Genomic DNA, 20,680 nt, shown 5'->3' with positions numbered 1-20,680 from the left:
TTATTTTCGTTCTCCAATTTGTTGTCTCCACATGGCATAATACAAGCCTTTTTCATTCAATAACTCATCATGTTTTCCTTGTTCGATTATTTTTCCTTGTTCGAGTACAAAAATCTTATCGGCATGCATGATAGTGGATAAACGATGAGCAATAAGGATCGTGATTCTACTTTGATCGGAAATACTTCGTATCGTCGTGTTGATTTCTTCTTCTGTTATTGAATCCAATGCTGAAGTCGCCTCATCAAAAATCAATAAATTAGGGTGACGTAATATTGCGCGGGCAATTGATAGTCGTTGTTTTTCACCTCCTGACACTTTGATTCCGCCTTCGCCAATAGTTGTGTTCAAACCATTTTCAGCACGATTTAAAAGTTTTTGACAACTTGCCTTTTGCAATGCGTCTAATAATTCCTGATCGGTAGCATCGGGTTTTACGAATAACAAATTTTCCCGAATGGTTCCTGAAAATAATTGTGCATCTTGAGTAACAAATCCTAATTGCTTACGGAGCTCAAGAATATCGATGGATTTGGAATCTACACCATTATACAAAACCTGACCTTCTGCAGGAGGATAAAGTCCTACTAATAACTTTACCAAAGTGGTTTTTCCAGCTCCGGAAGGACCGACAAAGGCTATGGTTTCTCCTTGTTTAATATTGAAATTAATGTTTTCAACGGCCGATTGATTGGCTGATTTGTGTTTGAAACTCACATTGGAAAAAACCAATGATTGAATAGTTCCTATTGTTTCTGGTTGATCAGGACGAGGTTCAGAAGTTGCATTCAAAAGTTTTTCAAAGTTTTCCATCGAAACTTTCGTTTCATTTTTAGCGATAATGAAAGTACTTAATTCTTGAAGCGGATTGAATAAGAAAAAGGTGAAGAAGACCATTGTTAATAAATCCCCTACTTGAATTTTTCCACCAAATACAAAATAGTACAAAGTAAAGACGACACAGGTTCGCATAAAATGAACTGTGGTTCCCTGGATAAAACTCAAACTTCGGATGAAACGAATTTTTTGTAATTCCAATTGTAGAATTTTTAAGGTATTCGAATTCAAACGTCCTTCTTCTTGTTGTGTAAGCCCCAAACTTTTTACGAGTTCTATATTACGTAAACTTTCTGTAGTGGATCCGGCTAAAGAGTTCGTTTGTTGAACTATTCTACGAGAAATTACCTTTATTTTTTTTCCTAGTAATGAACTAACAAAAGCAATAATTGGCGCTGTGAATAGAAAAATAAAAGCAATTCTATATTCGATATTAGAAATGTAAGCAAGTACAAATATGAAACTGATTGCTGTTTGAAAAACTAATAAAATTGATGAGGTAATCAATTTTTCTGAATCCGTTCGAACTTTCTGTAGCATACTGAGTGTTTTGCCGCTTTGTTGGTCTTCGAATTCCATGTAAGGCAAATCCAAAGATTTTTTGATACCATCGGTATACATTTCAGCGCCAGTGCGTTGTATCACAATATTGGTAAAGTAATCTTGAAAGTTTTTGGTAATTCTTGAAATCATTGCTGCTCCTAGTGATAGGCCAAGCCAAAAGCTAACGGCTTTAATGAAACCTATTTCGTTTCCTTTATATTTGGCAATGCCTACACCACAATCCTGCATCAGCTTACCAGTAATAATAGAATCTGAAAGACTAAAACAAGTATTGATGGCGGCCATCAGTAAAGCAAAAAATAATAAAGTTTTGTGTTTTTTGAGGTAACTGTAGAGTAATTTCATAGTGTTTTTGTATCCTCTGTGTTATTTGGACGAACAAAATTAAGGAATTAAAGAGTGAAGAAATCGTTAAAATTGCAAGAAAGTATACTATTGATAATGAGTGCTTTCTCTTTTAGCATCCAATAAATTTTAGTTTTTTGGCAAAGTCTCTTGGAAAAGTTAAAATTAGTAATAACTTTGTAATTCAAAGTACTTTTAATTTTAAAAAAATAAAAACAACTATGGAATATCTTAAGAAGAAAGGGGTTGACACAAGCATCGCCGTTACAATACTTAGCATTTTTATTTTAATAGTCTCATTGGTAGGTGTAAGGCAGGAAATTAGAGGTATGGAGATGTTGTGCTTTTTTGCCATGGTAATCGAAGTTGCTTATGGTGTAACTTTCACTTTTAAGGTGATAAAGAATAAAGAAAGTTATAATCATATTGTTCCTTTTTTATTTTTAAACTGGTTTATAGGGTGCTTTTCAACGAATATTTTAATCTGTATTTTCGAAAATCTGCCAGTTTGGGTGTATGTTACCACGTTTGTTTTTTGTTTGACTAATTTCTTTATATACAGTGGGCACAGGCATAAGATAATAACTCCTGTTTCTTATTTTATAAATGGGATTTCCTTTTTGATGATTCTGTATTTTATGACCTATCTTATCCCATTTATGCCAATTTCATTTATTGGTATTCTGGGGTTAGGTTTAGGATTTTACGGATTGGTTCCTTCAATTGTAAGTGTTTGGCATGCACTGAAATTGATTGGAAAATTTAAAACGGAAAAGTATAATTTGATCTTGTTCGGTTCAGGTGTCATTATTGGAATGTTAGGTATTGTTGTGTTTGTTTCTTTATTGTATGTGGAATATGAAAAAATTAAAGGTCAATTGATTACAAAAACTTTTGATACGGATAATGATTTACCTAGTTATATAAAAGTTTCTCAAAATTTGACACCCAATTTTTTTAATGAGATACTGCTCAAAAAAGATATTGTGTATTTGCACACAGAAGATTTTTTTGAATTCAGAGGTCTTGGTGGGATCAACCAACAGTACAATGAAAGGAAAACGCACAATCCAATTGTAAATGTTGCTTATATGTTCATGGAAGATCTATCGTTGAGTGGTGATGATAGGATTAACATTCTGAAATCCAATTTTGACAAACGTTTAGAAACCGAAGAACAATTGTGGAGTGGTGAAGATTTGGTAACTAAAAATATTAAGGAAGATGTCAAGCTCTTTGCCAATGAAAGATTAGCCTACACTGAAATAACAATGGATGTGGCTTGTACCAAAGATTCTTGGGGTGATAAAGAAGCAATTTATTCTTTCCAACTTCCTGAAGGTTCTGTTGCAACTTCGCTTTCTTTGTGGGTGAATGGAATAGAACGTAAAGGCGTTTTGACGACTAAAGAAAAAGCCAAAGCGGTTTATAAGCAAATTGTTGGAGTAGAAGCTAGAGATCCTTCATTAATGCAATGGAAAGAGGGAAATCGAGTTGTTGTACGTGTTTTTCCTATTCGTGAAAATCTGCCTAGAACGTTTAAATGTGGATTTACCACACCGTTAAAAGTAGATAATGGAAAGATGTATTATTCGAGTTTGAATATTAAAGGGCCCAATATTTCAAATGCAGCAACTTTATCGAGAATTCAGATAGTAGGGAATAGCGAATTTAAATCCAGCAAAGAATTCAAATTGAAAAACAATTTTTACATCAATGAATCCAAAGGATTAGATAATTGGGAAGTTGTTTTACCTTTAAACGATGCTGCTTTTAAAAGTGCTTTTGTTTGGGAGAATAAAGTGTACAATGTAAAAAAGATAGAAAAAGAAGTGGTTGCATTTGTGCCAAGTGAGATTGTTTTGGATTTGAATGCTACTTGGGAAAAGAATGAGTTGGAAACTATTCTGAATAATTCCAATCATAAGTATTATGTTTTTTTGAATAAGGACAGAATGGCAATTGATAAAACTAATTTCAATTCTCTTTTTGAACAATTTCAGTCGCAACAGTATTCATTATTGCCTTTTTACAAACTCGAGAAAAATGCTTTGGTTGTAACAAAAAGCGGATCATTTTCGGCCAATTTTGAAGAGTTGGAAGAATCAGAATATCTTAAAAAAGTTAAAGCGAAAACAAAACAAAAGAATATAAAAGTTATCGGGATTTCTAAAGTTATGAATCCGTTTTGGCAAACAATTAAAGAACAAAAATATGTCGATTACTTACAAACGGATCTTAAGAAATGTGGTGATTTACTCTCAAAAAATCAATTTGAAGTTACCCGAAAAAATGAGAATTTGGTAAATCTGGAGATGGCCGATGTTGCTATCGAAGAAAATATGAACACAAATAATTATAAAAGCAATGGATCCAATCATATTTTTAGAATGTATGCTTTTGGAAAAGTTTTAGAGGAACAGGTAAAAATTCAAGAGGATTCTCTTGCTAACAATAAATACGTTGATTTGGCAAAGGAGGCGAATGTTGTAACTCCGATCTCTTCGTTAATCGTACTAGAAACAGATGAAGACTATGAAAACAACGGAATTGAGAAAAATGTAAATACTCTTGGAAATGCATCTGTAAATAACGATGGTGCGGTTCCTGAACCACATGAATGGGCTATGATCGTATTACTTGGATTAAGTTTGTTCTATTATTACAAACAAAAAAAGAACAAAGTTGCTTAATGCGATTCCTTCTGCAACATAAAAAAACACTTGTAATTCTAATCTTGACAACGTTACTGATTATGAATTATGAAGTGTTGTTTTTTGCTCTGGAAAATGATTTTCTCGGGGTTGCTCTTTCTATGGTTTTGTTTTTTGTTGGTGGACGAATTACCAATTTAAAAATGCATTATCCACTTTTGATACTCTTGGTTTTATTTGAATTTGTCAGCTATCAGCTTCATGCCAAGTCGTTGCATTTGATTTCTTTGTGTATAATCATTTGTTTGATTTATTTTAGTTTTACGAAGAAATTCTCGTTCATTGCATTTATATGTCTCTTGCTGTTCTCATCGCTATTTAATAAGGTTTTTGAACATTTATCGGCTGAGATTAAACAGTTTTTGTGTCAAGGTGTTTATCTTATTTTAAAAGGGTTTGTATCCATTGACAAGATTGAAGGCGTGAACTTTTATAGTAATGGTGCTAAGATAACTGTAGATACTGCATGTATGGGGTTATCTATGTTTAAGACCGGATTACTAGCTGCTGCAGTGTTGCTTACAATCGAAGAGAAAAAAAGCAACGGCTATTTTAGTAATACGCAAATTCTTTTCTTCAGTTTGATAGTAGTAATGTTAAACATCATCTCTAATTTTTTTAGAATTATTACCTTGATTTTATTGAATTGTACTCAAGAAAACGTTTTACATCATAGTGTCGGATTGGCTTGTTTTCTGCTGTATCAAATTGTTCCAATGCTTTTTTTAATACGATGGATAAAGCCTCATCAACATGGGAAAAATGAGGTGGTACAATCAATTAATCTGATTCCAGCTTTGGTAGCAAGCGTAATAGTTTTTGTTACGACAATCGAAATGAAAAAAGGACAGCAGTGGAATCTGTTGCATCAAATTGATCCGAAATACTCGGTAGAAAAGGGAGAGTGGGTTAATGAAGAAGTTTTCAAAATTGCCGATGCACATAAGCTCATTTATATTAAAACACCATCACATAAGCCATTAATCTGCTGGACAGGTGATGGATATCAAATATCGGAATCAAAAATTATTGATCGATATCATTCCAAAGTTTGGTTTAACAAGATGGAAAAAAACAATCGTCATTATAAATCGTATTGGTGGTATGAATGTGGCAATGAAAAGTATACTTCATTTATAGAAGTGATGTTGCAAAAACTAATTTATAATAAATCGATACGGTTGATTAATGAAGTGCAAGTAGAATAAAGGAAGATCTAATTTCGTATTTTTGATAAAATTATAAACTGTATGCAATTCCGGACGCAAATACCAATTTCGAATACCGATTTTCCAATCGATTATGAATCGGAGATACTATCCTTGGGATCTTGTTTTGCAGAGAACATAGGTGCGAAGTTTGAGTATTTCAAATTCAAATCAAAAGTAAATCCATTTGGCATTATTTTTAATTCGGTTTCTTTGGAAAAACTCATTCGAAGAAGTGTTCTGAAAACGTATTTTACAGATAAAGATGTTTTTTTTCATAACGAAGCCTGGCATTGTTTCGAAGTGCATTCGGAACTCTCCAATTTTGATAAGGAAGCGTTTCTGAATTATCTTAACCATATAGTCGATGAGACACATCAATACATTGCTAAGTCAACGCATTTCATTTTAACATTAGGAACGGCTTGGGTTTACAGAAATATTGAGTCGCACGAGATAGTTGCCAATTGTCATAAAGTAATGCAAAAGCATTTTACAAAAGAATTACTATCTGTCGAGATTATAGAGGAAAGTATGCAGAATATTATGACCTTGATACAAAGTATCAATAAGGAAGCAAAATTCATTTTTACGGTTTCTCCCGTTCGTCATAGTAAAGATGGTTTTGTTGAGAACAATGTGAGTAAATCACACTTGATAACAGCGGTTTATAAAGTAGTTTCAGTAACTTCTTCTTCAAATTACTTTCCGAGTTACGAAATCATGATGGATGAACTTCGGGATTATCGTTTTTATGCTGAAGATATGTTGCATCCCAATACAGTAGCCATCGATTATATTTGGAGCCGTTTTTTGGAACACAACATAGCTGGAAAAATTGTCCCCGTAATGCAACAAGTTTCCGAAATTCAAAAAGGATTCAATCATCGTCCTTTCAATCCAGATAGTGCAAGTCATCAGAAATTTTTACAGCATCTGAATCAAAAAATCAATACATTAGCTTTAGATTATCCTTTTATGACGTTTTAATAATTGTTTTATGATGAATTTGTACAAGAAATTGTTTTATGGTTTGCTGATAATTGTATTGGGCTTTTTTACGTTCCAATTTTTCACATCCGATGACGATGGTAGCACGACCGAATACAATTCGAATTTGATTCAGGAACAAATAAAAAACGTCGGGAAATTAGTGGTAACGGAAGGTCATTATTCACAAGTATTGACATTTAGAGATCAAGATAAATACTTAGGCGGATTGTTGTCTTTTGATAAAAAAGCACTGGTTGTAGTCAATTCTGATGTGACAGTAGCGTATGATTTGCGTCAAATGCAGTATAAGATTAATGAAGCGGATAAAACCATTGTGATTTTGAGTATACCTAAAGAAGAAATTAAAATTAGTCCCAATATTCAGTATTATGATATTGAACAGAGTAAGTTCAATGAATTTACCGGTGACGACTTTAACAATATCAATAAAAAGGTTAGAAAAGATTTGGCGGCTAAAATTGAAAAATCAACTTTAAAAACCAATGCGCAAAACCGATTGATCAGTGAATTGTCCAAAATACTTTTAGTTACTCATTCCGTAGGATGGAAAGTAGAATATAAAGGAGAAGAAGTGACTTCGGAAAAACAATTTAAATCGTAATAGAGTAAGTAAAGGCTTTCAACTGAAAGCCTTTTTTGATTACATTTTCCGACGTAATTCTTCCCAACCGCCACCATTGATGATTTCAATGCCATGAGGTTTTAATAATGATGTCGCTTGGCTGCTGCGCATTCCGCTTCTGCAACAAACTATGACTGGTTTGTTGAGGTTTTTAATCACATTGATTTTATTCGTAATTTGATCTAATGGAATGTTTTTTGAACCTTGAATGTGACCGGAATTAAACTCGTTTACTGTCCGTACATCAATTATTACAGCTCCTTTAGCTATATAGCTCTTAATCGTTTTGGTTTTAGAACCAAAACCTAATAAATCTAAAATGCCCATACTTTTTTTGAGTTTAAAAGTAAGGGCATTCTATAAATATAATGGTGACTAATGTTACATTAAGCAGAAACCTTATCAAAAATCAAATCCAATCCGCCAGAAATTAAATGCGCAACTTCCGGACGTCTTTGTTTTACGTTTTCAAGATGGTTGACCACTTTGTCAAGTAAGTCATTATTTTGTTCTTTAAAGGCCAATTCAGCAATCTCTACAGAAAGTAACCAGTCATTGGAATGATTGGATGATACTGCTCCGAAAGCTTCTTTTAACGTAATCTCTGAAGTATTGTTTTCGCGAATTGCTCTAACGTTTTTGTATAAGTTTTCAAGTTCTTCTCTGGCTGCCGATTTTTTCTGTTTGATCGTTTTTGAAGAAGGAACGTGGCTAATCATGTCAAAACTGTTAACATCGGCTGGGCCTGAAAAAGCAGAGATGACTTCTTTACCAACCGCCATATCATAAATTCCCCAATCCGGACTAAATAAAAGCGTGTCACCTTGTGTAACCGTGCAATTTTTGAATTTAATCAATAAAATTTTTCCTTGAATATTTCGGGTTCCGGTAATTATCTCTCCAGAAACTTTAATGTCGCCTTCAAATTCCAACGTGATATGTTTTCCTTCGTAAATATCATAGGCTTTTAAATCACGAGGACTCATGTCTTCAATGGTTAGATTGATGCCTTTTAATTTGCCAATAGGAGAACCAAATCCTTCGGCATGGTATTCAGTTCCGTGACTAACTAATTCTTTTTCTCTGTAAGATAACGCAGTTTTTCCGGTTGTTTGAACATAAACGGGCTTGTTGTCATGTTCAATAACATTCGTAAATACACCCGAAATTTGTAAACCAGTACTTAATTCAATTGTTCCTAATGCTTTGGAATAGATTAGTTTTTGGATTCCAGATAAGCCTCCGGTACGTAAAGCCATAGTATTAGCATATTCTTCCAAAACTTGACTTAATTGTGCAAAATCTGGTGTTACATAGAGTTGAGGTTGTGGTTTGGTAATGTCAAAACTTTGATCCGCAGCCGAAATATCATATGGAATTTTCTTTACGTTATCGGTCATACACCAAGCGCTTTCTCCAATCGATGATAGTAATCCGGCACCATAAATTTTAGGATCTTCAATAGTACCAATTAAGCCGTATTCAACAGTCCACCAATGAAGGTTTCTGATCTTAGACATTTCGGACAATTCGCCCATATTGTTTTGCAGAAAATCAACATGTTCTTCTGCTTTTTTAATTTCCGCTTCGGGTGTATCTTCTGCTTCTTTTAGAATAGAAAGTAAACGAATAGCTTCATACATTTCATAATCACGAGCAGATGAAATGGCTTTGCATCCGATTTCTCCAAAGCGTCTTAAGTATTCTGCATATTCTGGATTGGCAATAATGGGTGCGTGTCCAGCGCCTTCGTGAATAATATCGGGTGCTGGTGTGTATTCAATATGTTCTAACTGACGAATATCACTTGCGATAACTAATACATTGTAGGCCTGGAATTCCATAAATGCACTTGGAGGAATAAAACCATCAACTGCTACAGCTGCCCAACCAATTTCTTGAAGAATTCGGTTCATACCATACATGTTGGGAATATTCTCGATGTCGATTCCGGTCTGACGCAATCCATCCAGATACGATTCATGAGCTACTTTTCCTAAATAATCCACGTTTTTGCGCATCACATAGCGCCACACGGCTTGATTTATAGGTGTGTAATCATTGTAATCCTGCGGTTTGATAAATTGCTTCAAATGTTTTGGAAGTCGGTCTATCAATGGGTTGCTTTCGTATGCTGTATTCATTGTTTTAATAGTTGCGGTAGGTTACAAAGTTAATAAATCTTAGGAGCTTATTCCTGCTGTCCGCTATATCTTTTTTTGAGAACAATTTCGCACGCTTCAATTTTTCTCTAAAAAAGGATGCCGCTTCCATCAGGGCTAGTGAAATACTTGTTGGGAAGTTTTTGTGCGCTTGAAGACTTACCTAGGGATTTTGCTTGTTTTGGAGAAGTAGTGAATATCGATAAAATAGTGAAAAAAGCTGATTTTTCACTCTGTTTTTTAGGTTTTTTTAACAGAATTTTTTTTACGTTTTTTTTCTCAAAAATTGACAAATGAAAGTTGTTGATTTTTAAGGAGTAAGACTTTTTTTTTGAATCTAAAACCAATACCTATTTTTATAAATTTAAGGTATAAAATCAAGATTCTAGTAGGGTTTGGATTTTTTGAGGATAGAATTAAAAGTAACTTAGCTCAGTCGAATATTTGCAAATAAACAGACAAGTAAACAAATTTTTTAAAAAAAATTAAATTTTAAAATCATGAAAAAAAATGAATTAAAAAAGCCGTTTTTCGCGAGCTTTTTAGAAAACCAAATGTCAAAAGAAGAAGCTAATGCAGTTCAAGGTGGAGCAATCACTTCAATCTTAAAAGATACTGTTCAAACTATGAAATATCCATCAGACGGTGAAGAAGGACCTGGGGGAAGTACTAAGCCATCTGCAGATGTTTATGAAACTATGAAATATCCTTCTGACAGTGATGAGTCAGGAACTGAAATCTAATAAATAATTAGAAGAATGAGAGTGGCAACTTTGTTGTCGCTCTTATTTTTATCGCGTATGATTTTATGTATTAGTCATTCTGATGATTTTTATACGATTGATATTGTCGTAAAAAAATTGAAAGAATTAGGAAAAGAAGTTGTAAGACTTAATTCGGATAAGTTTTCTGAATATTTGTCCTTTGAATATAAGATTCATTCAGGGGAGTCAGTAATTGAAGTTACTTACGACGGTAAAAAATTTACGTCCAAAGACGTGGAAGCAGTTTGGTATCGAAAATTATGGGGAATACCAACTCCTGAAGAATTGGATGGGTCATTTCATGGGATTTATCGTCAGGAATACACTACCATGCGAAACTTGTTCTTTGAGTCCATTAGCCATGTGCCGTGGATGAATTGTATGGATATTGATCACAAAATAGGAGAAAATAAATTCAAACAATTGAACGAGGCCGAAAAAGCTGGCCTTGTAATACCTGAGAGTTTGTTTACGAATAATCAGGAAAAAGTGAAATCATTTTTTTATTCGGTCTGTAATAAACAAATGATAGCAAAACTTCACGGTGCTTTGTCGAGAAGCATGTCAGGAAATACACCAATGTTTCCAACTACTTTAATCGAGGAAGATGATTTGGAAAGTTTGGATACATTACACTATTGTCCAATGATTTTTCAAGAGGCAATTGATAAATCTTACGAATTGCGCATCGCTTATGTTGATGGAACTTTTTTTGCCGGGAAAATCAATGCGACGCAATCGGAAAATGGCAAAACAGATTGGAGAATTGCGAATGACCTTCAATCAACTTGGGAAGAATACAATCTGCCTGAAAAAATTTGTGTTTCTCTTTCGACTATGATGGAAAGTATGGGATTGCTTTTTGGAGTAATCGATATGATTCGAGACACAAAAGGAGATTATGTGTTTCTTGAAGTGAACCCGCAAGGGGAATGGGGGATGATTCAAAGAGATTTAGGCTACCCAATTGGGGAAACAATAGCTGAAAAGCTGGTGGCCAGAATCTGTTAATAAAGTTGAAATTCAGTTTATCAAATAAATAAATTATGGAAAAAGTATTAATAATTACTCACACTGGGGATAATCAAAGTGTAGAGGTAGTTGCACAAAAAATTAGAGAAAATAATGGTGTTCCCATTCGTTTTAATGTGGACGAGTATCCTTTGAAATATGGTTTGAGTACTTGTTATGAAGGAGGTAAATGGAAAATGTATTTGGATTATGAAGGAACACGAACTTCTATTCATGATTGTACAGCAATGTGGTACAGAAGAAGTCACAATTTAGGAAGCGGATTGAATGGTTTAGTAGAAGGCGAGTTTCTAAGCAGTATTCACGGTGAAGTACGTACAACTTTGAACGGTATGTTAGAAGGTATGAACTGTTTTCAGTTAGGAAAATACAGTATGTACAGAAGATTGGATAGCAAGGAAGAACAAATGAAAATTGCTTCCGGATTAGGCTTGAAAGTGCCTGAAACTTGCATAACTAATAGTCCAGATGAAGCAAAACGTTTTGTGAGAAGTCATACCAGTGTTATTGCCAAAATGCAAAGCTCTTTCGCTATTTATAAAGATGGTGTGGAAAACGTTGTTTTTACCAATGAAATAAAAGAAGATAATTTGGAGAGTATTGAATCGTTACAATACTGCCCAATGCAATTTCAGCAAAAATTAGAGAAAAAATTAGAATTGAGAATAACAATTGTTGGTGAAGAAGTTTACGCTTTTGCTATCGATTCTCAAAAATTGGATAATGCCAAATTGGATTGGAGAAGAGAAGGAGTTAAGCTTTTAAAGGACTGGGTTCCTTATGACTTACCAATTGATATCAAAGAGAAGTTGTTACAAATGATGGATGTTTATGGGATTAATTATGGTGCTGCCGATATTATCGTAACACCGGAAGACGAATATTTCTTTCTTGAAATTAATTCTGCTGGAGAATTCTATTGGTTGGATATGCTAATCGATGGTGAAATATCAACTCAAATTGCCAAGGTGCTTTTAGGTAAGGCGAACAGAAGATATAAGCCACTATTGCTAGAAGCAAAAGAATTGGTTTAAGGAGAAATAAAAAAGACTGCAAATGCAGTCTTTTTTATTTATTTAGATTGTGGAGGAAATTGCGTTAAGATTCGGGTGACAAATTCATTCGCTCTTTCGTCTTTTTTGTTGGTGTCATGAGTCAAATAACCTGTTCCCATTCCCTGCCATATCAATTCTTTGTTTTTTGCATCAATCAAATCGATATACAGTGTGCCTTCAGTAGAAGTTGAAACATAGGTTCTGCCTCCCCATAAATAAGGGTTCCATCCGTAACCCCATCCATAACCCCATCCTGTAGAAAAATTATTTACATCTACTTTTTCTCTTTCTTTAGTGAAAATATTCACCAATAAATCAGGAGTTTCGCTTTTTGTAAAACCTTTTGCCACCATTTGAGCGTCAATTGCCCTAAGAATCCTTTTTTTGTCCAAATCGGAAATCTCTGCTTTGTCAATTCCGCTCTTGTGAAACGCATAGGTTTTATACTGACCAAAATTAACGTTTTTGTCATAATCGGCATTAACTCTTACTGAACAGCAAGAAGATAGAATGAAAAATCCGATAAATGACAGTAATTTGAATAGTTTCATTTTTTTAATAATTTTAGTTTAAATAATTTGCACAAAATCTATACCGAAATTTATTAAAAAACTGAAATTCAATATTATAATAAATTTTCGTCTACTATATTAGGGATGGTTATTTTTAATAAAGGTTGCGTCTCCATTGCTCTTTTTATTGCAAAAATGGCGCCTTCATTACGAGCCCAGCTTCTTCTTGAGATACCATTGTTCACATCCCAAAACAGCATCGATTTCAAACGTCGGTCAGCATCAGCAGTACCGTCTAATAACATTCCGAAACCACCATTGATTACCTCTCCCCAGCCAACACCACCGCCATTATGGATAGAAACCCACGTAGCACCACGGAAACTGTCTCCAATTACGTTGTGGATCGCCATATCGGCAGTAAAACGAGAGCCGTCATAAATATTTGAAGTCTCTCTGTAAGGCGAATCGGTTCCTGAAACATCATGATGGTCGCGACCTAAAACTACTGGTCCAATTTCATTGTTTGCTATTGCATTGTTGAATGCTTCAGCTATTTTCATTCTTCCTTCTGCGTCAGCATATAGAATACGAGCCTGTGAACCAACTACCAATTTATTTTCCTGTGCACCTTTAATCCATTGGATGTTATCCGCCATTTGTTGTTGGATTTCCTCTGGTGAGTTTTTCATCATTTCTTCCAATACAGCACAAGCGATAGCATCGGTTTTAGCTAAATCTTCCGGTTTTCCCGAAGTACATACCCAACGGAATGGTCCGAAGCCATAATCGAAGCACATTGGTCCCATAATGTCTTGTACATACGAGGGGTATTTGAATTCCCTTCCTAATGTTGGATTCTCTGCCATAACATCTGCTCCAGCTCTTGATGCTTCTAGTAAGAAGGCATTTCCATAATCGAAGAAATAAGTGCCTTTGGCGGTATGTTTGTTAATTGCTGCAGCATGACGTCGTAATGTTCTTTGGACTTCTTCTTTGAATTGCTCTGGATTGTTGGCCATCAATTCATTGGAGGCTTCAAAAGTAATATCAACTGGATAATAACCACCAGCCCATGGATTGTGTAAGGAAGTTTGATCCGATCCTAAATCAATGTGTAGGTTCTCTTGGTCGAATTTTTCCCAAACATCAACCACATTTCCTAAGTAGGCAATTGAAACTACTTCTTTGTTATCTAAAGCTTTTCTTACTCTACTAACCAAAAGATCAAGATCTTCGACGATCTCGTGAATCCAACCCTGCTCATGACGGATTTTGGTGATTTTGGGGTTTACTTCTGCACAAACGGTAACGCAGCCTGCAATGGTTCCTGCTTTGGGCTGAGCACCGCTCATTCCGCCTAAACCTGAAGTTACAAACAATCCACCGGATGGACTTTTTTTTATTTTACGGAAACCGTTCAATACCGTGATAGTTGTACCATGTACAATTCCTTGCGGTCCGATGTACATATAACTTCCGGCAGTCATTTGTCCGTATTGGGTTACGCCTAAAGCATTGAATTTTTCCCAATCGTCCGGTTTGGAGTAGTTAGGAATCATTATTCCGTTGGTAACCACCACACGTGGTGCGTCTTTGTGAGAAGGGAATAACCCCATTGGATGACCGGAATACATGACTAAGGTTTGCTCGTCAGTCATTTCAGCCAAGTATTTCATGGTTAAGCGGTATTGTGCCCAGTTGCTGAAAACAGCTCCGTTTCCACCGTAGGTAATCAATTCATGAGGATGTTGCGCTACAGCATAATCCAGATTGTTTTGAATCATTAACATAATGGCTTTTGCCTGTTCGCTTTTACCTGGATAATCAGAGATTGGGCGTGCTTTCATTTCGTAATCCGGACGAAGTCGGTACATGTAAATACGACCGTATTTTTCCAATTCTTCTTTGAATTCAGGAATTAATTCTGCGTGGTGTTTTGCTTCAAAATAACGTAAAGCATTTTGTAGAGCTAATTTTACTTCTTCACGGTTAAGTATTTCTTTGCGTTTAGGTGCGTGATTTATTGCTGTTTCGTAAGGTTTTAGCTGTGGTAAAACAGAAGGGATTCCTTCGAGTATTTGTTCTTGAAAAGTCATGTTGTAATTTTTACTATTCTTTAGATTTATTATTTCGTCATTTCATAGTGGATTGACCGCTAGGGGTAACGAATATCTGACCTGTGATAGGACTTGTTGATTTTGACTCTGTATTTTTGTAAATGGTGGTCCATTTTATGATGTTGTTTCTTTTGCGTGAGGGATGGGAGCGAAGTACCGCGTACTGCGTACAGCCCGACCCGCAGGGTCACGCCCTATTTTTTAATTATGGTTCCAGTTCTTTTATCATAACCATATGGGCAATGTCGACATCCGCTTTTACAACAATACCCTCTTTTTAAATGGTATTTTTCGGTAAAGCATTTATATCCCTCCGGTGTATAATAAAAATCTTCACCTTCTTGTAAATTATTTGGATTCAAGGCATTGTTCATGTGCGCAAATTTATCAATTTTGTAGCATATGATTTTGATTGTTTTTAAATATTTGACTCCAAAAGGGTTTCGAGGGATTACTTTTTTTCCATTTGTGGTTATGGCAGATAAAAAGGATAAGGAAAATCCTGTATTTGTGAACCATGAAAGGATACACATTCGCCAGCAATTAGAGTTGTTAATCCTACCCTTTTTTTTATGGTATGGTATTGAATTTGTTTTTCGATGGATTCAGTACAAAGACCGTTATGAGGGATATCGTAATATTTCTTTTGAACGTGAAGCTTATGCAAACGAAAAAGACCTTGATTATTTAAAATCAAGGCCTTTTTGGGGGTTTAGTAGGTTTGTTTTTAGTAGACTACTTTCTTAGTTACCACTGTTCCGTCTTCCAATGCTACTTTTACTAAAATAACATTTGTTGTTGGTTTCAATTGACTGATAGTGATTTGTTTTTGTTTAATATTGTTTAATTCCAGTAATTTTTTTCCGATTACATCATAAACAGTAACAGAAGTGATATCAATGTTAGAAGATTCTACATTTAGATTCGACATTGCAAATATTTTAATGTCATTGATAAATGTATCATCACCGTTTGATATTTTTCCATCAATGTATTTTATCACAAAACGATTGTCAGTTCTACCTTGATTGGCGGTAAAGGTATATGGACTTTCTTTTAGATTGTGTGTTACATTCAGGTATTTGTCCTCTAATAAAACAACTTGTGATTTTTTAGTAAACAAGCCGTCTAAAGCACCAATTCCAATTTTGTATTCTCCCGATTGCGCAATATTAATTCCCAAAGTTACTTTGTCATTGCTGTCAAAAGGCAATGCTCTACCTTGAATTAGTTGCATTTCGTTGTCCACTATTGAGTAAAAGTTGAAGTTCAACTTTTCGCTACCTACTGCGTCATAGATGCGATCTTTTTCATTAGTAGCACCTTCGACATAGGCTAATAATGTACGACGATTTGTGTTGTCGGCAGTTTTAATAAGATCCAGCCAAATTCTATTATTTTCTGGTTCTATTTGAGTGTCATTGTTACTAGAATTTCTATAGAATTGTGCATTACTGTAAGTCGCACTTCTCATACTATTGTTAAACGTCAGGTTTTCTGTTGTAGCAGCTGATGAATGATTCATCAATACATAAAAACCTTGTCCAGATCCAATATATCCATTAAATGCACCGGGACCTGATGAAGCGCCTGAGGCATTGTAAGTAATGTAGTCAGAAGTTGTGTAATTATAGTTATAGTTTGCATAGAATGGATCCACAGAAGAAACCGGTAAAGTTCCGTGTGTCCATACATTGATGAATCCTGAAATGTTTGTGTTCGCATTCAAGAAATCAATAGCTCTAATCGAAGAAGGGTATGGATTACCGACTAAATTCCAGTTGTCATCATTTGCGGTAACCAATGTTGAAGTTGGACCGGTATAACTTAGTCCATTATAATTACTTCTCGATATTGGAATAGTGATAATACCATTGTTGGGAACACCTGTGAAAGTAGCCGTGAAGTTTGTTATAGCTGTTGTTGAATAGGCATTCGGTCCACGTACTATGTATCCTTTTCCGATAACCATGTTTTCAGTTGTAGCTGCCCAGTTACCAAAATTGCTCGCGTATCCAGTTGTAGTTGTAGGTAACCATTTGTAGATATATCCACCTGTTGTTCCTGGTGATACAGAAGTTACTGGGAAATTAGCTACAGGAGACGACCAATAGACATAATCTTGTCTTCTGATATTTGCATTCCTTATAGATTGGATATTTCCAGAATTGGCCACATTGTTAATTTGGATCAAATTGGCTCCATTATTCAAGATTAAATTTCCTGTTCCTTGAACTGTAACTGCATTAGTTACCGTGATGTTGTTATTGGTAGCAACTGTTAATTGTGAACCTGTTTGAATTGTTAATGAACATGCTTGAGCAGCTGCTCCTCCATTAATTACCGGCTTATTGGTTACATTCGCAATGGTTACAGGTTGCGTATTGTTAGGTACGCCTGATGGAGTCCAGTTGCCTGCAGTATTCCAATCTGTATTTACAGATCCGTTCCAAACTTTATTACCAGAAACGGTTACTGTAGTTTGATCCGTTACTTTTACAGTAGATCCGTTACACATTGAATACGTTACCTCTGCAGTGTACGTTGTAGTTGTTGAAGGACATACATTGATTACATCTGTTGTTCCCACTACAGGGCCGGTAGTGCCTGCTCCCTGATACCATTTAATTGAAGTGATAGCCGTTCCACTTGGAACAAATCGCCATGCTTCATTTGTAGTTGTCCAGTTTGTATCTAAACCATTTCGGTTTGGTGCTGCTGTTCCAGTAGTTCCTGCAGCATTTTGAACACCAACAATGGCGTTTCCTGCATTCCATGAGCCACATACATTCTTTTCTTTGATGTAGACTTCAATGATATTTGTGTTTTCGTAGAGCACCATCATACCTGTATACAACATCGAATTACAACTAGAAGAGAACATTGGAATGTCTTTCCAAGAAGCTACTAATGCTCTACATCCTGTTGATAATGTTACTAATTCCCAACCTACTGTTCCTCCTTTGCTTGGGTCGATATCTTGATATACACCGAAGATAGTATTTCTGAAAAGAGAAGTGTTCGGTAAGTTTGAAGCAAATTCCCATGCTGATGTGCCTCCTGCAGTATTGTTAGCAGTGTCAAAAGTTAATACGCCGTTTGAGCCAATTAAACATTGATTGTAATTGGTTCCGTAAAAGCAAAAGTTGAATGGCAAGTTAATTGTTGGTGACCAAACATCATCGGTGTTAACACTCACAGAATTGGCCAAACAACCAAATTGATAAGGTGGATTATACGGGATTGCTTGAGCGGTGTAGCTTGAGGTTTGTCCTAATTGTAAATACGTTGCTTCTAAATCGACACAGCCGGTAGTAGAGCAAGTAATTGCAGCTGGATCAGAACCATTTAAACCTAAACCACCTGATACCACAGATGGACATCCTAAAGTGGTTGTTCCAGTACCGGCTCCTGAGGCACATGGTGTTTTAAAAGAGATTGGACCAATCCAGTACCCTTGAGTAGCTCCGCAATTCGCTCTAACATAGACATAGTATGTGGTTTCTGCTGTCAATCCTGTTAAGCCAATTGTGGTAACTCCGGCTGCAGTTGTATTGGTAGAACTTGGAGTTCCGTTAGTTGTTGATACACTAATTTGATATCCACTGATTGGTGCTGGAGATGCAGCAGTCCAAGAGATTGTTGCTGTTGTTCCGGTAATTGCACTAGCTGTTATGTTGGAAGGATTTCCAGGACATGTAGCTATTGGCGTAACAACCGTCATTTTAAAATCTAGAGCTTCACTATAGGAAAGTCCAGTTGCACATGGGTCAACAGTATTGTTGTTCCAGTAAGCTCTAATTCTCATTCGATAGTTTCCTGCTGCTTGTAAAGCTGGAATGTTAAACGTTCCCGCATGACCTGTTGCGATTGCACCTGAGGTATAAACGCTCTCTGAAGCATCTGCAAAATCACCATCGTTATTCCAATCTACCCAAATTCTGAAACCGTGAGATCCACCTACATAAGTTTCGGAAAAATCAATCGACCCTCCTGCAGTACCAGATACTGTTCTTGTGTTGAAGTAGTCACCATATCCACCAGTATTCATTGCTGTACTTGTGTAACTAATATTGTTAATTCCTCCTGTTGTTGTAAATCCAGAAATATAATCAGAGCCCGAAGTTGTAGTAGGGGTACAGTATGATAAACCGGTCAATGCACTGCCAGTTAATGGGCCAGCAGTAGGTGATTCCAGGTATAATGGACCACCAGTACATCCAGTGGTGTTGTACGCAAAAATGAAGAAATAATATGTCGTGTTGGAAGATAACCCTGAAACACTAAAAGAAGTGTTTGAATCGTTATCAGCAACAGTTCCTCCAGGAACAGCTCCTCCTATGGTATAAGAAGTGCCATTTGCTGGATTGGGTACGGTATTGGTTGTGTTGTATACAACAAGATAATTTGTTGGTGCAGAACTAGAAGCTGTAAAGCTTCCGTTGATGCTGCCACCTGAAGGTGTTAATGTTAATGCTGTAGGTTGATTTGCTGGTGTAGTACATACTACTGGAGCTGTTGCACATATACCGAATGTTCCTCGATTGTCATTACCGTATTCCCAAACTCGTATATATATTGTTGAGCCAGGAGTTAGGCCAGTTCTCGTTATAGACGACATCATTCCATTAGTACTGCTATCGTCGTCACATTGTAACAAAGTTAATGAACCACATGAGCCTGTATACCATGCCATTCCTGAGTCTGTCATTCCGCCTTCTACAAGATCTACTGTCACTTGACCACCAGCAGGAACAGTAACACTAAACCATACGTCTCCACCAGAATAACTAGCGCAACCCGGCGCTGGAATGCCAGTTGAGTTTGTTGCACTAACTGTAGTATAAGAAGAATAAGAACACGTTGTGTTTACCGTTAAAGCAATTGCTGTTGAACATTCATCATTTGATGGTCCTGGTAATGCATAAGTGATTATAACTCTTCCATTTGCACCTGCTCCTCCTGATCTGTTTCCGCCTCCACGTTCACCGCCTCCGCCACCACCTCCGGGTGCGCCACCAGCTGTTCCATCGGCGTTAGTTTGACCAGCGCCACCTGTACCTGTAGTATTTCCGCCATCACCTCCATTACCTCCTGAAGCTCCGCCAGCGCCACCATTAGATCCACTCGTGTTAGTTGAACCTCCACTCGCCGTTCCTCCAGCACCACCAGTAGCCGAATTTAATAATCCAGCACCTCCTCCGTTGGCAGTTAAACTGGTAGTAGATGCTGCATGAGTTAATGTAGATTGGTTTCCTGAGTTTCCGTTGGCAACTGTTGTTGCAGTTGCTCCAGCTCCTACTGTATAAGAGATGGTTTGACCTGCAGCTACTGTAAATGTTTTTGTAGAGTATCCACCTCCACCTCCACCGGACCCTCCGGCGCCGTTACTGTTTGATCCTCCTCCTGAACCGCCAGATCCCCAAATCTGTACGGTTACTGAGGTAACTCCCGCAGGAACTACCCAAGATTCTGTGCCATTAGGCGTGTTGTCGGTAAAAGTTTGTGAGTGCCCTGTGGTGATTGCAAAAAATGCAAAGAGTAGCCACAAAAAAAGTGCTTTGCATAATGGATATGCAACAAACTTGTAGTTTTGCTTCATTTAATTTCGTTTTTAGGTTGTTTTTGTTGGAAATTCTATATAGAATTGTTAAAAACAAACATAAAAAAAATATTTACACACGCAATGGTTTTCCCGTATATTATGTTAAGAAAAACTTTTTTTTTAAAA

Annotated in this window: 15 protein-coding genes; 8 read left to right on the top strand and 7 right to left on the bottom strand. The window is 36.1% G+C overall.

What is annotated here, in order from left to right; all coding sequences use genetic code 11:
* Entirely contained in the window at positions 1-1,746 is a 1,746-nt protein-coding gene (locus ACFO7M_RS11455) for an ABC transporter ATP-binding protein (protein ID WP_379735749.1), read from the bottom strand.
* A 221-nt stretch (positions 1,747-1,967) separates the two neighbouring features.
* Between ACFO7M_RS11455 and ACFO7M_RS11450 the strand changes: the two genes are divergently transcribed.
* From ACFO7M_RS11450 to ACFO7M_RS11435, 4 genes are read left to right on the top strand one after another with little or no spacing between them, the layout of a single operon-like run.
* Positions 1,968-4,439, top strand: a complete 2,472-nt coding sequence (locus ACFO7M_RS11450) for an XrtN system VIT domain-containing protein (RefSeq protein ID WP_379735747.1) — start codon at positions 1,968-1,970, stop codon at positions 4,437-4,439.
* Complete coding sequence (gene xrtN / locus ACFO7M_RS11445; RefSeq protein WP_379735745.1) at positions 4,439-5,668, top strand: exosortase N; 1,230 nt, start codon at positions 4,439-4,441, stop codon at positions 5,666-5,668. Before ACFO7M_RS11450 ends, xrtN begins: the two co-directional genes overlap by 1 nt.
* Positions 5,669-5,710: 42 nt before the next feature.
* Entirely contained in the window at positions 5,711-6,658 is a 948-nt protein-coding gene (locus tag ACFO7M_RS11440; RefSeq protein ID WP_379735743.1) for a GSCFA domain-containing protein, read from the top strand.
* A 10-nt stretch (positions 6,659-6,668) separates the two neighbouring features.
* On the top strand, positions 6,669-7,283 hold the full coding sequence (locus tag ACFO7M_RS11435; RefSeq protein WP_379716145.1) for a DUF4230 domain-containing protein: 615 nt from the start codon (positions 6,669-6,671) through the stop codon (positions 7,281-7,283).
* 39 nt (positions 7,284-7,322) lie between these two features.
* Here ACFO7M_RS11435 and ACFO7M_RS11430 read toward each other — a convergent pair whose 3' ends face one another.
* Both ACFO7M_RS11430 and ACFO7M_RS11425 read right to left on the bottom strand, forming a co-directional pair.
* The gene (locus ACFO7M_RS11430; RefSeq protein ID WP_379735741.1) at positions 7,323-7,631 is read right to left on the bottom strand and encodes a rhodanese-like domain-containing protein; all 309 of its coding nucleotides are present in this window, start codon (positions 7,629-7,631) and stop codon (positions 7,323-7,325) included.
* Between the two features lie 59 nt (positions 7,632-7,690).
* The gene (locus ACFO7M_RS11425) at positions 7,691-9,448 is read right to left on the bottom strand and encodes an aromatic amino acid hydroxylase (protein WP_379735739.1); all 1,758 of its coding nucleotides are present in this window, start codon (positions 9,446-9,448) and stop codon (positions 7,691-7,693) included.
* Positions 9,449-9,966: 518 nt separating this feature from the next.
* On the opposite strand from ACFO7M_RS11425, the gene ACFO7M_RS11420 reads away from it, so the two are divergent.
* The 3 genes from ACFO7M_RS11420 to ACFO7M_RS11410 are packed head-to-tail and all read left to right on the top strand — an operon-like array spanning position 9,967 to position 12,296.
* On the top strand, positions 9,967-10,209 hold the full coding sequence (locus tag ACFO7M_RS11420; protein ID WP_379716136.1) for a microviridin/marinostatin family tricyclic proteinase inhibitor: 243 nt from the start codon (positions 9,967-9,969) through the stop codon (positions 10,207-10,209).
* Positions 10,210-10,224: 15 nt separating this feature from the next.
* A complete protein-coding gene (locus tag ACFO7M_RS11415; protein WP_379716133.1) occupies positions 10,225-11,241 on the top strand; it encodes an MvdC/MvdD family ATP grasp protein in 1,017 nt (338 codons plus the stop codon).
* Positions 11,242-11,276: 35 nt separating this feature from the next.
* Entirely contained in the window at positions 11,277-12,296 is a 1,020-nt protein-coding gene (locus tag ACFO7M_RS11410) for an ATP-grasp domain-containing protein (protein WP_379735737.1), read from the top strand.
* 38 nt (positions 12,297-12,334) lie between these two features.
* Here ACFO7M_RS11410 and ACFO7M_RS11405 read toward each other — a convergent pair whose 3' ends face one another.
* The 3 genes from ACFO7M_RS11405 to ACFO7M_RS11395 all read right to left on the bottom strand — a co-directional run bounded on the left by ACFO7M_RS11405 (position 12,335) and on the right by ACFO7M_RS11395 (position 15,323).
* Entirely contained in the window at positions 12,335-12,868 is a 534-nt protein-coding gene (locus tag ACFO7M_RS11405) for a DUF4136 domain-containing protein (protein ID WP_379735735.1), read from the bottom strand.
* A gap of 74 nt (positions 12,869-12,942) precedes the next feature.
* Entirely contained in the window at positions 12,943-14,928 is a 1,986-nt protein-coding gene (locus ACFO7M_RS11400) for a urocanate hydratase (protein ID WP_379735733.1), read from the bottom strand.
* A gap of 215 nt (positions 14,929-15,143) precedes the next feature.
* On the bottom strand, positions 15,144-15,323 hold the full coding sequence (locus ACFO7M_RS11395; protein WP_379716121.1) for a DUF5522 domain-containing protein: 180 nt from the start codon (positions 15,321-15,323) through the stop codon (positions 15,144-15,146).
* Between the two features lie 28 nt (positions 15,324-15,351).
* Here ACFO7M_RS11395 and ACFO7M_RS11390 point away from each other — a divergent pair, with 28 nt between their 5' ends.
* Positions 15,352-15,696 carry a hypothetical protein gene (locus ACFO7M_RS11390; protein ID WP_379735731.1) on the top strand — a complete coding sequence of 115 codons (345 nt, stop codon included), beginning with the start codon at positions 15,352-15,354 and terminating at the stop codon, positions 15,694-15,696.
* Here the strand turns inward: ACFO7M_RS11390 and ACFO7M_RS11385 are convergent.
* Entirely contained in the window at positions 15,677-20,551 is a 4,875-nt protein-coding gene (locus ACFO7M_RS11385) for a fibronectin type III domain-containing protein (RefSeq protein WP_379735729.1), read from the bottom strand. The two genes, ACFO7M_RS11390 and ACFO7M_RS11385, sit on opposite strands and share 20 nt — an antisense overlap.
* Positions 20,552-20,680: the final 129 nt, after the last annotated feature.

It is taken from the genome of Flavobacterium sp. GCM10023249 (assembly GCF_042653365.1).
Taxonomy (GTDB): Bacteria; Bacteroidota; Bacteroidia; order Flavobacteriales; family Flavobacteriaceae; genus Flavobacterium.
The sequence above is the reverse complement of the archived record's forward strand: the minus strand, read 5'-3'. Positions and strand labels throughout refer to the sequence as shown.

Coding starts and splice junctions, on each gene's coding strand:
- ACFO7M_RS11455 (WP_379735749.1), bottom strand. CDS start 1,746: ATGAAATTACTCTACAGTTACCTCAAAAAACACAAAACTTTATTATTT.
- ACFO7M_RS11450 (WP_379735747.1), top strand. CDS start 1,968: ATGGAATATCTTAAGAAGAAAGGGGTTGACACAAGCATCGCCGTTACA.
- xrtN (WP_379735745.1), top strand. CDS start 4,439: ATGCGATTCCTTCTGCAACATAAAAAAACACTTGTAATTCTAATCTTG.
- ACFO7M_RS11440 (WP_379735743.1), top strand. CDS start 5,711: ATGCAATTCCGGACGCAAATACCAATTTCGAATACCGATTTTCCAATC.
- ACFO7M_RS11435 (WP_379716145.1), top strand. CDS start 6,669: ATGATGAATTTGTACAAGAAATTGTTTTATGGTTTGCTGATAATTGTA.
- ACFO7M_RS11430 (WP_379735741.1), bottom strand. CDS start 7,631: ATGGGCATTTTAGATTTATTAGGTTTTGGTTCTAAAACCAAAACGATT.
- ACFO7M_RS11425 (WP_379735739.1), bottom strand. CDS start 9,448: ATGAATACAGCATACGAAAGCAACCCATTGATAGACCGACTTCCAAAA.
- ACFO7M_RS11420 (WP_379716136.1), top strand. CDS start 9,967: ATGAAAAAAAATGAATTAAAAAAGCCGTTTTTCGCGAGCTTTTTAGAA.
- ACFO7M_RS11415 (WP_379716133.1), top strand. CDS start 10,225: ATGAGAGTGGCAACTTTGTTGTCGCTCTTATTTTTATCGCGTATGATT.
- ACFO7M_RS11410 (WP_379735737.1), top strand. CDS start 11,277: ATGGAAAAAGTATTAATAATTACTCACACTGGGGATAATCAAAGTGTA.
- ACFO7M_RS11405 (WP_379735735.1), bottom strand. CDS start 12,868: ATGAAACTATTCAAATTACTGTCATTTATCGGATTTTTCATTCTATCT.
- ACFO7M_RS11400 (WP_379735733.1), bottom strand. CDS start 14,928: ATGACTTTTCAAGAACAAATACTCGAAGGAATCCCTTCTGTTTTACCA.
- ACFO7M_RS11395 (WP_379716121.1), bottom strand. CDS start 15,323: ATGAACAATGCCTTGAATCCAAATAATTTACAAGAAGGTGAAGATTTT.
- ACFO7M_RS11390 (WP_379735731.1), top strand. CDS start 15,352: ATGATTTTGATTGTTTTTAAATATTTGACTCCAAAAGGGTTTCGAGGG.
- ACFO7M_RS11385 (WP_379735729.1), bottom strand. CDS start 20,551: ATGAAGCAAAACTACAAGTTTGTTGCATATCCATTATGCAAAGCACTT.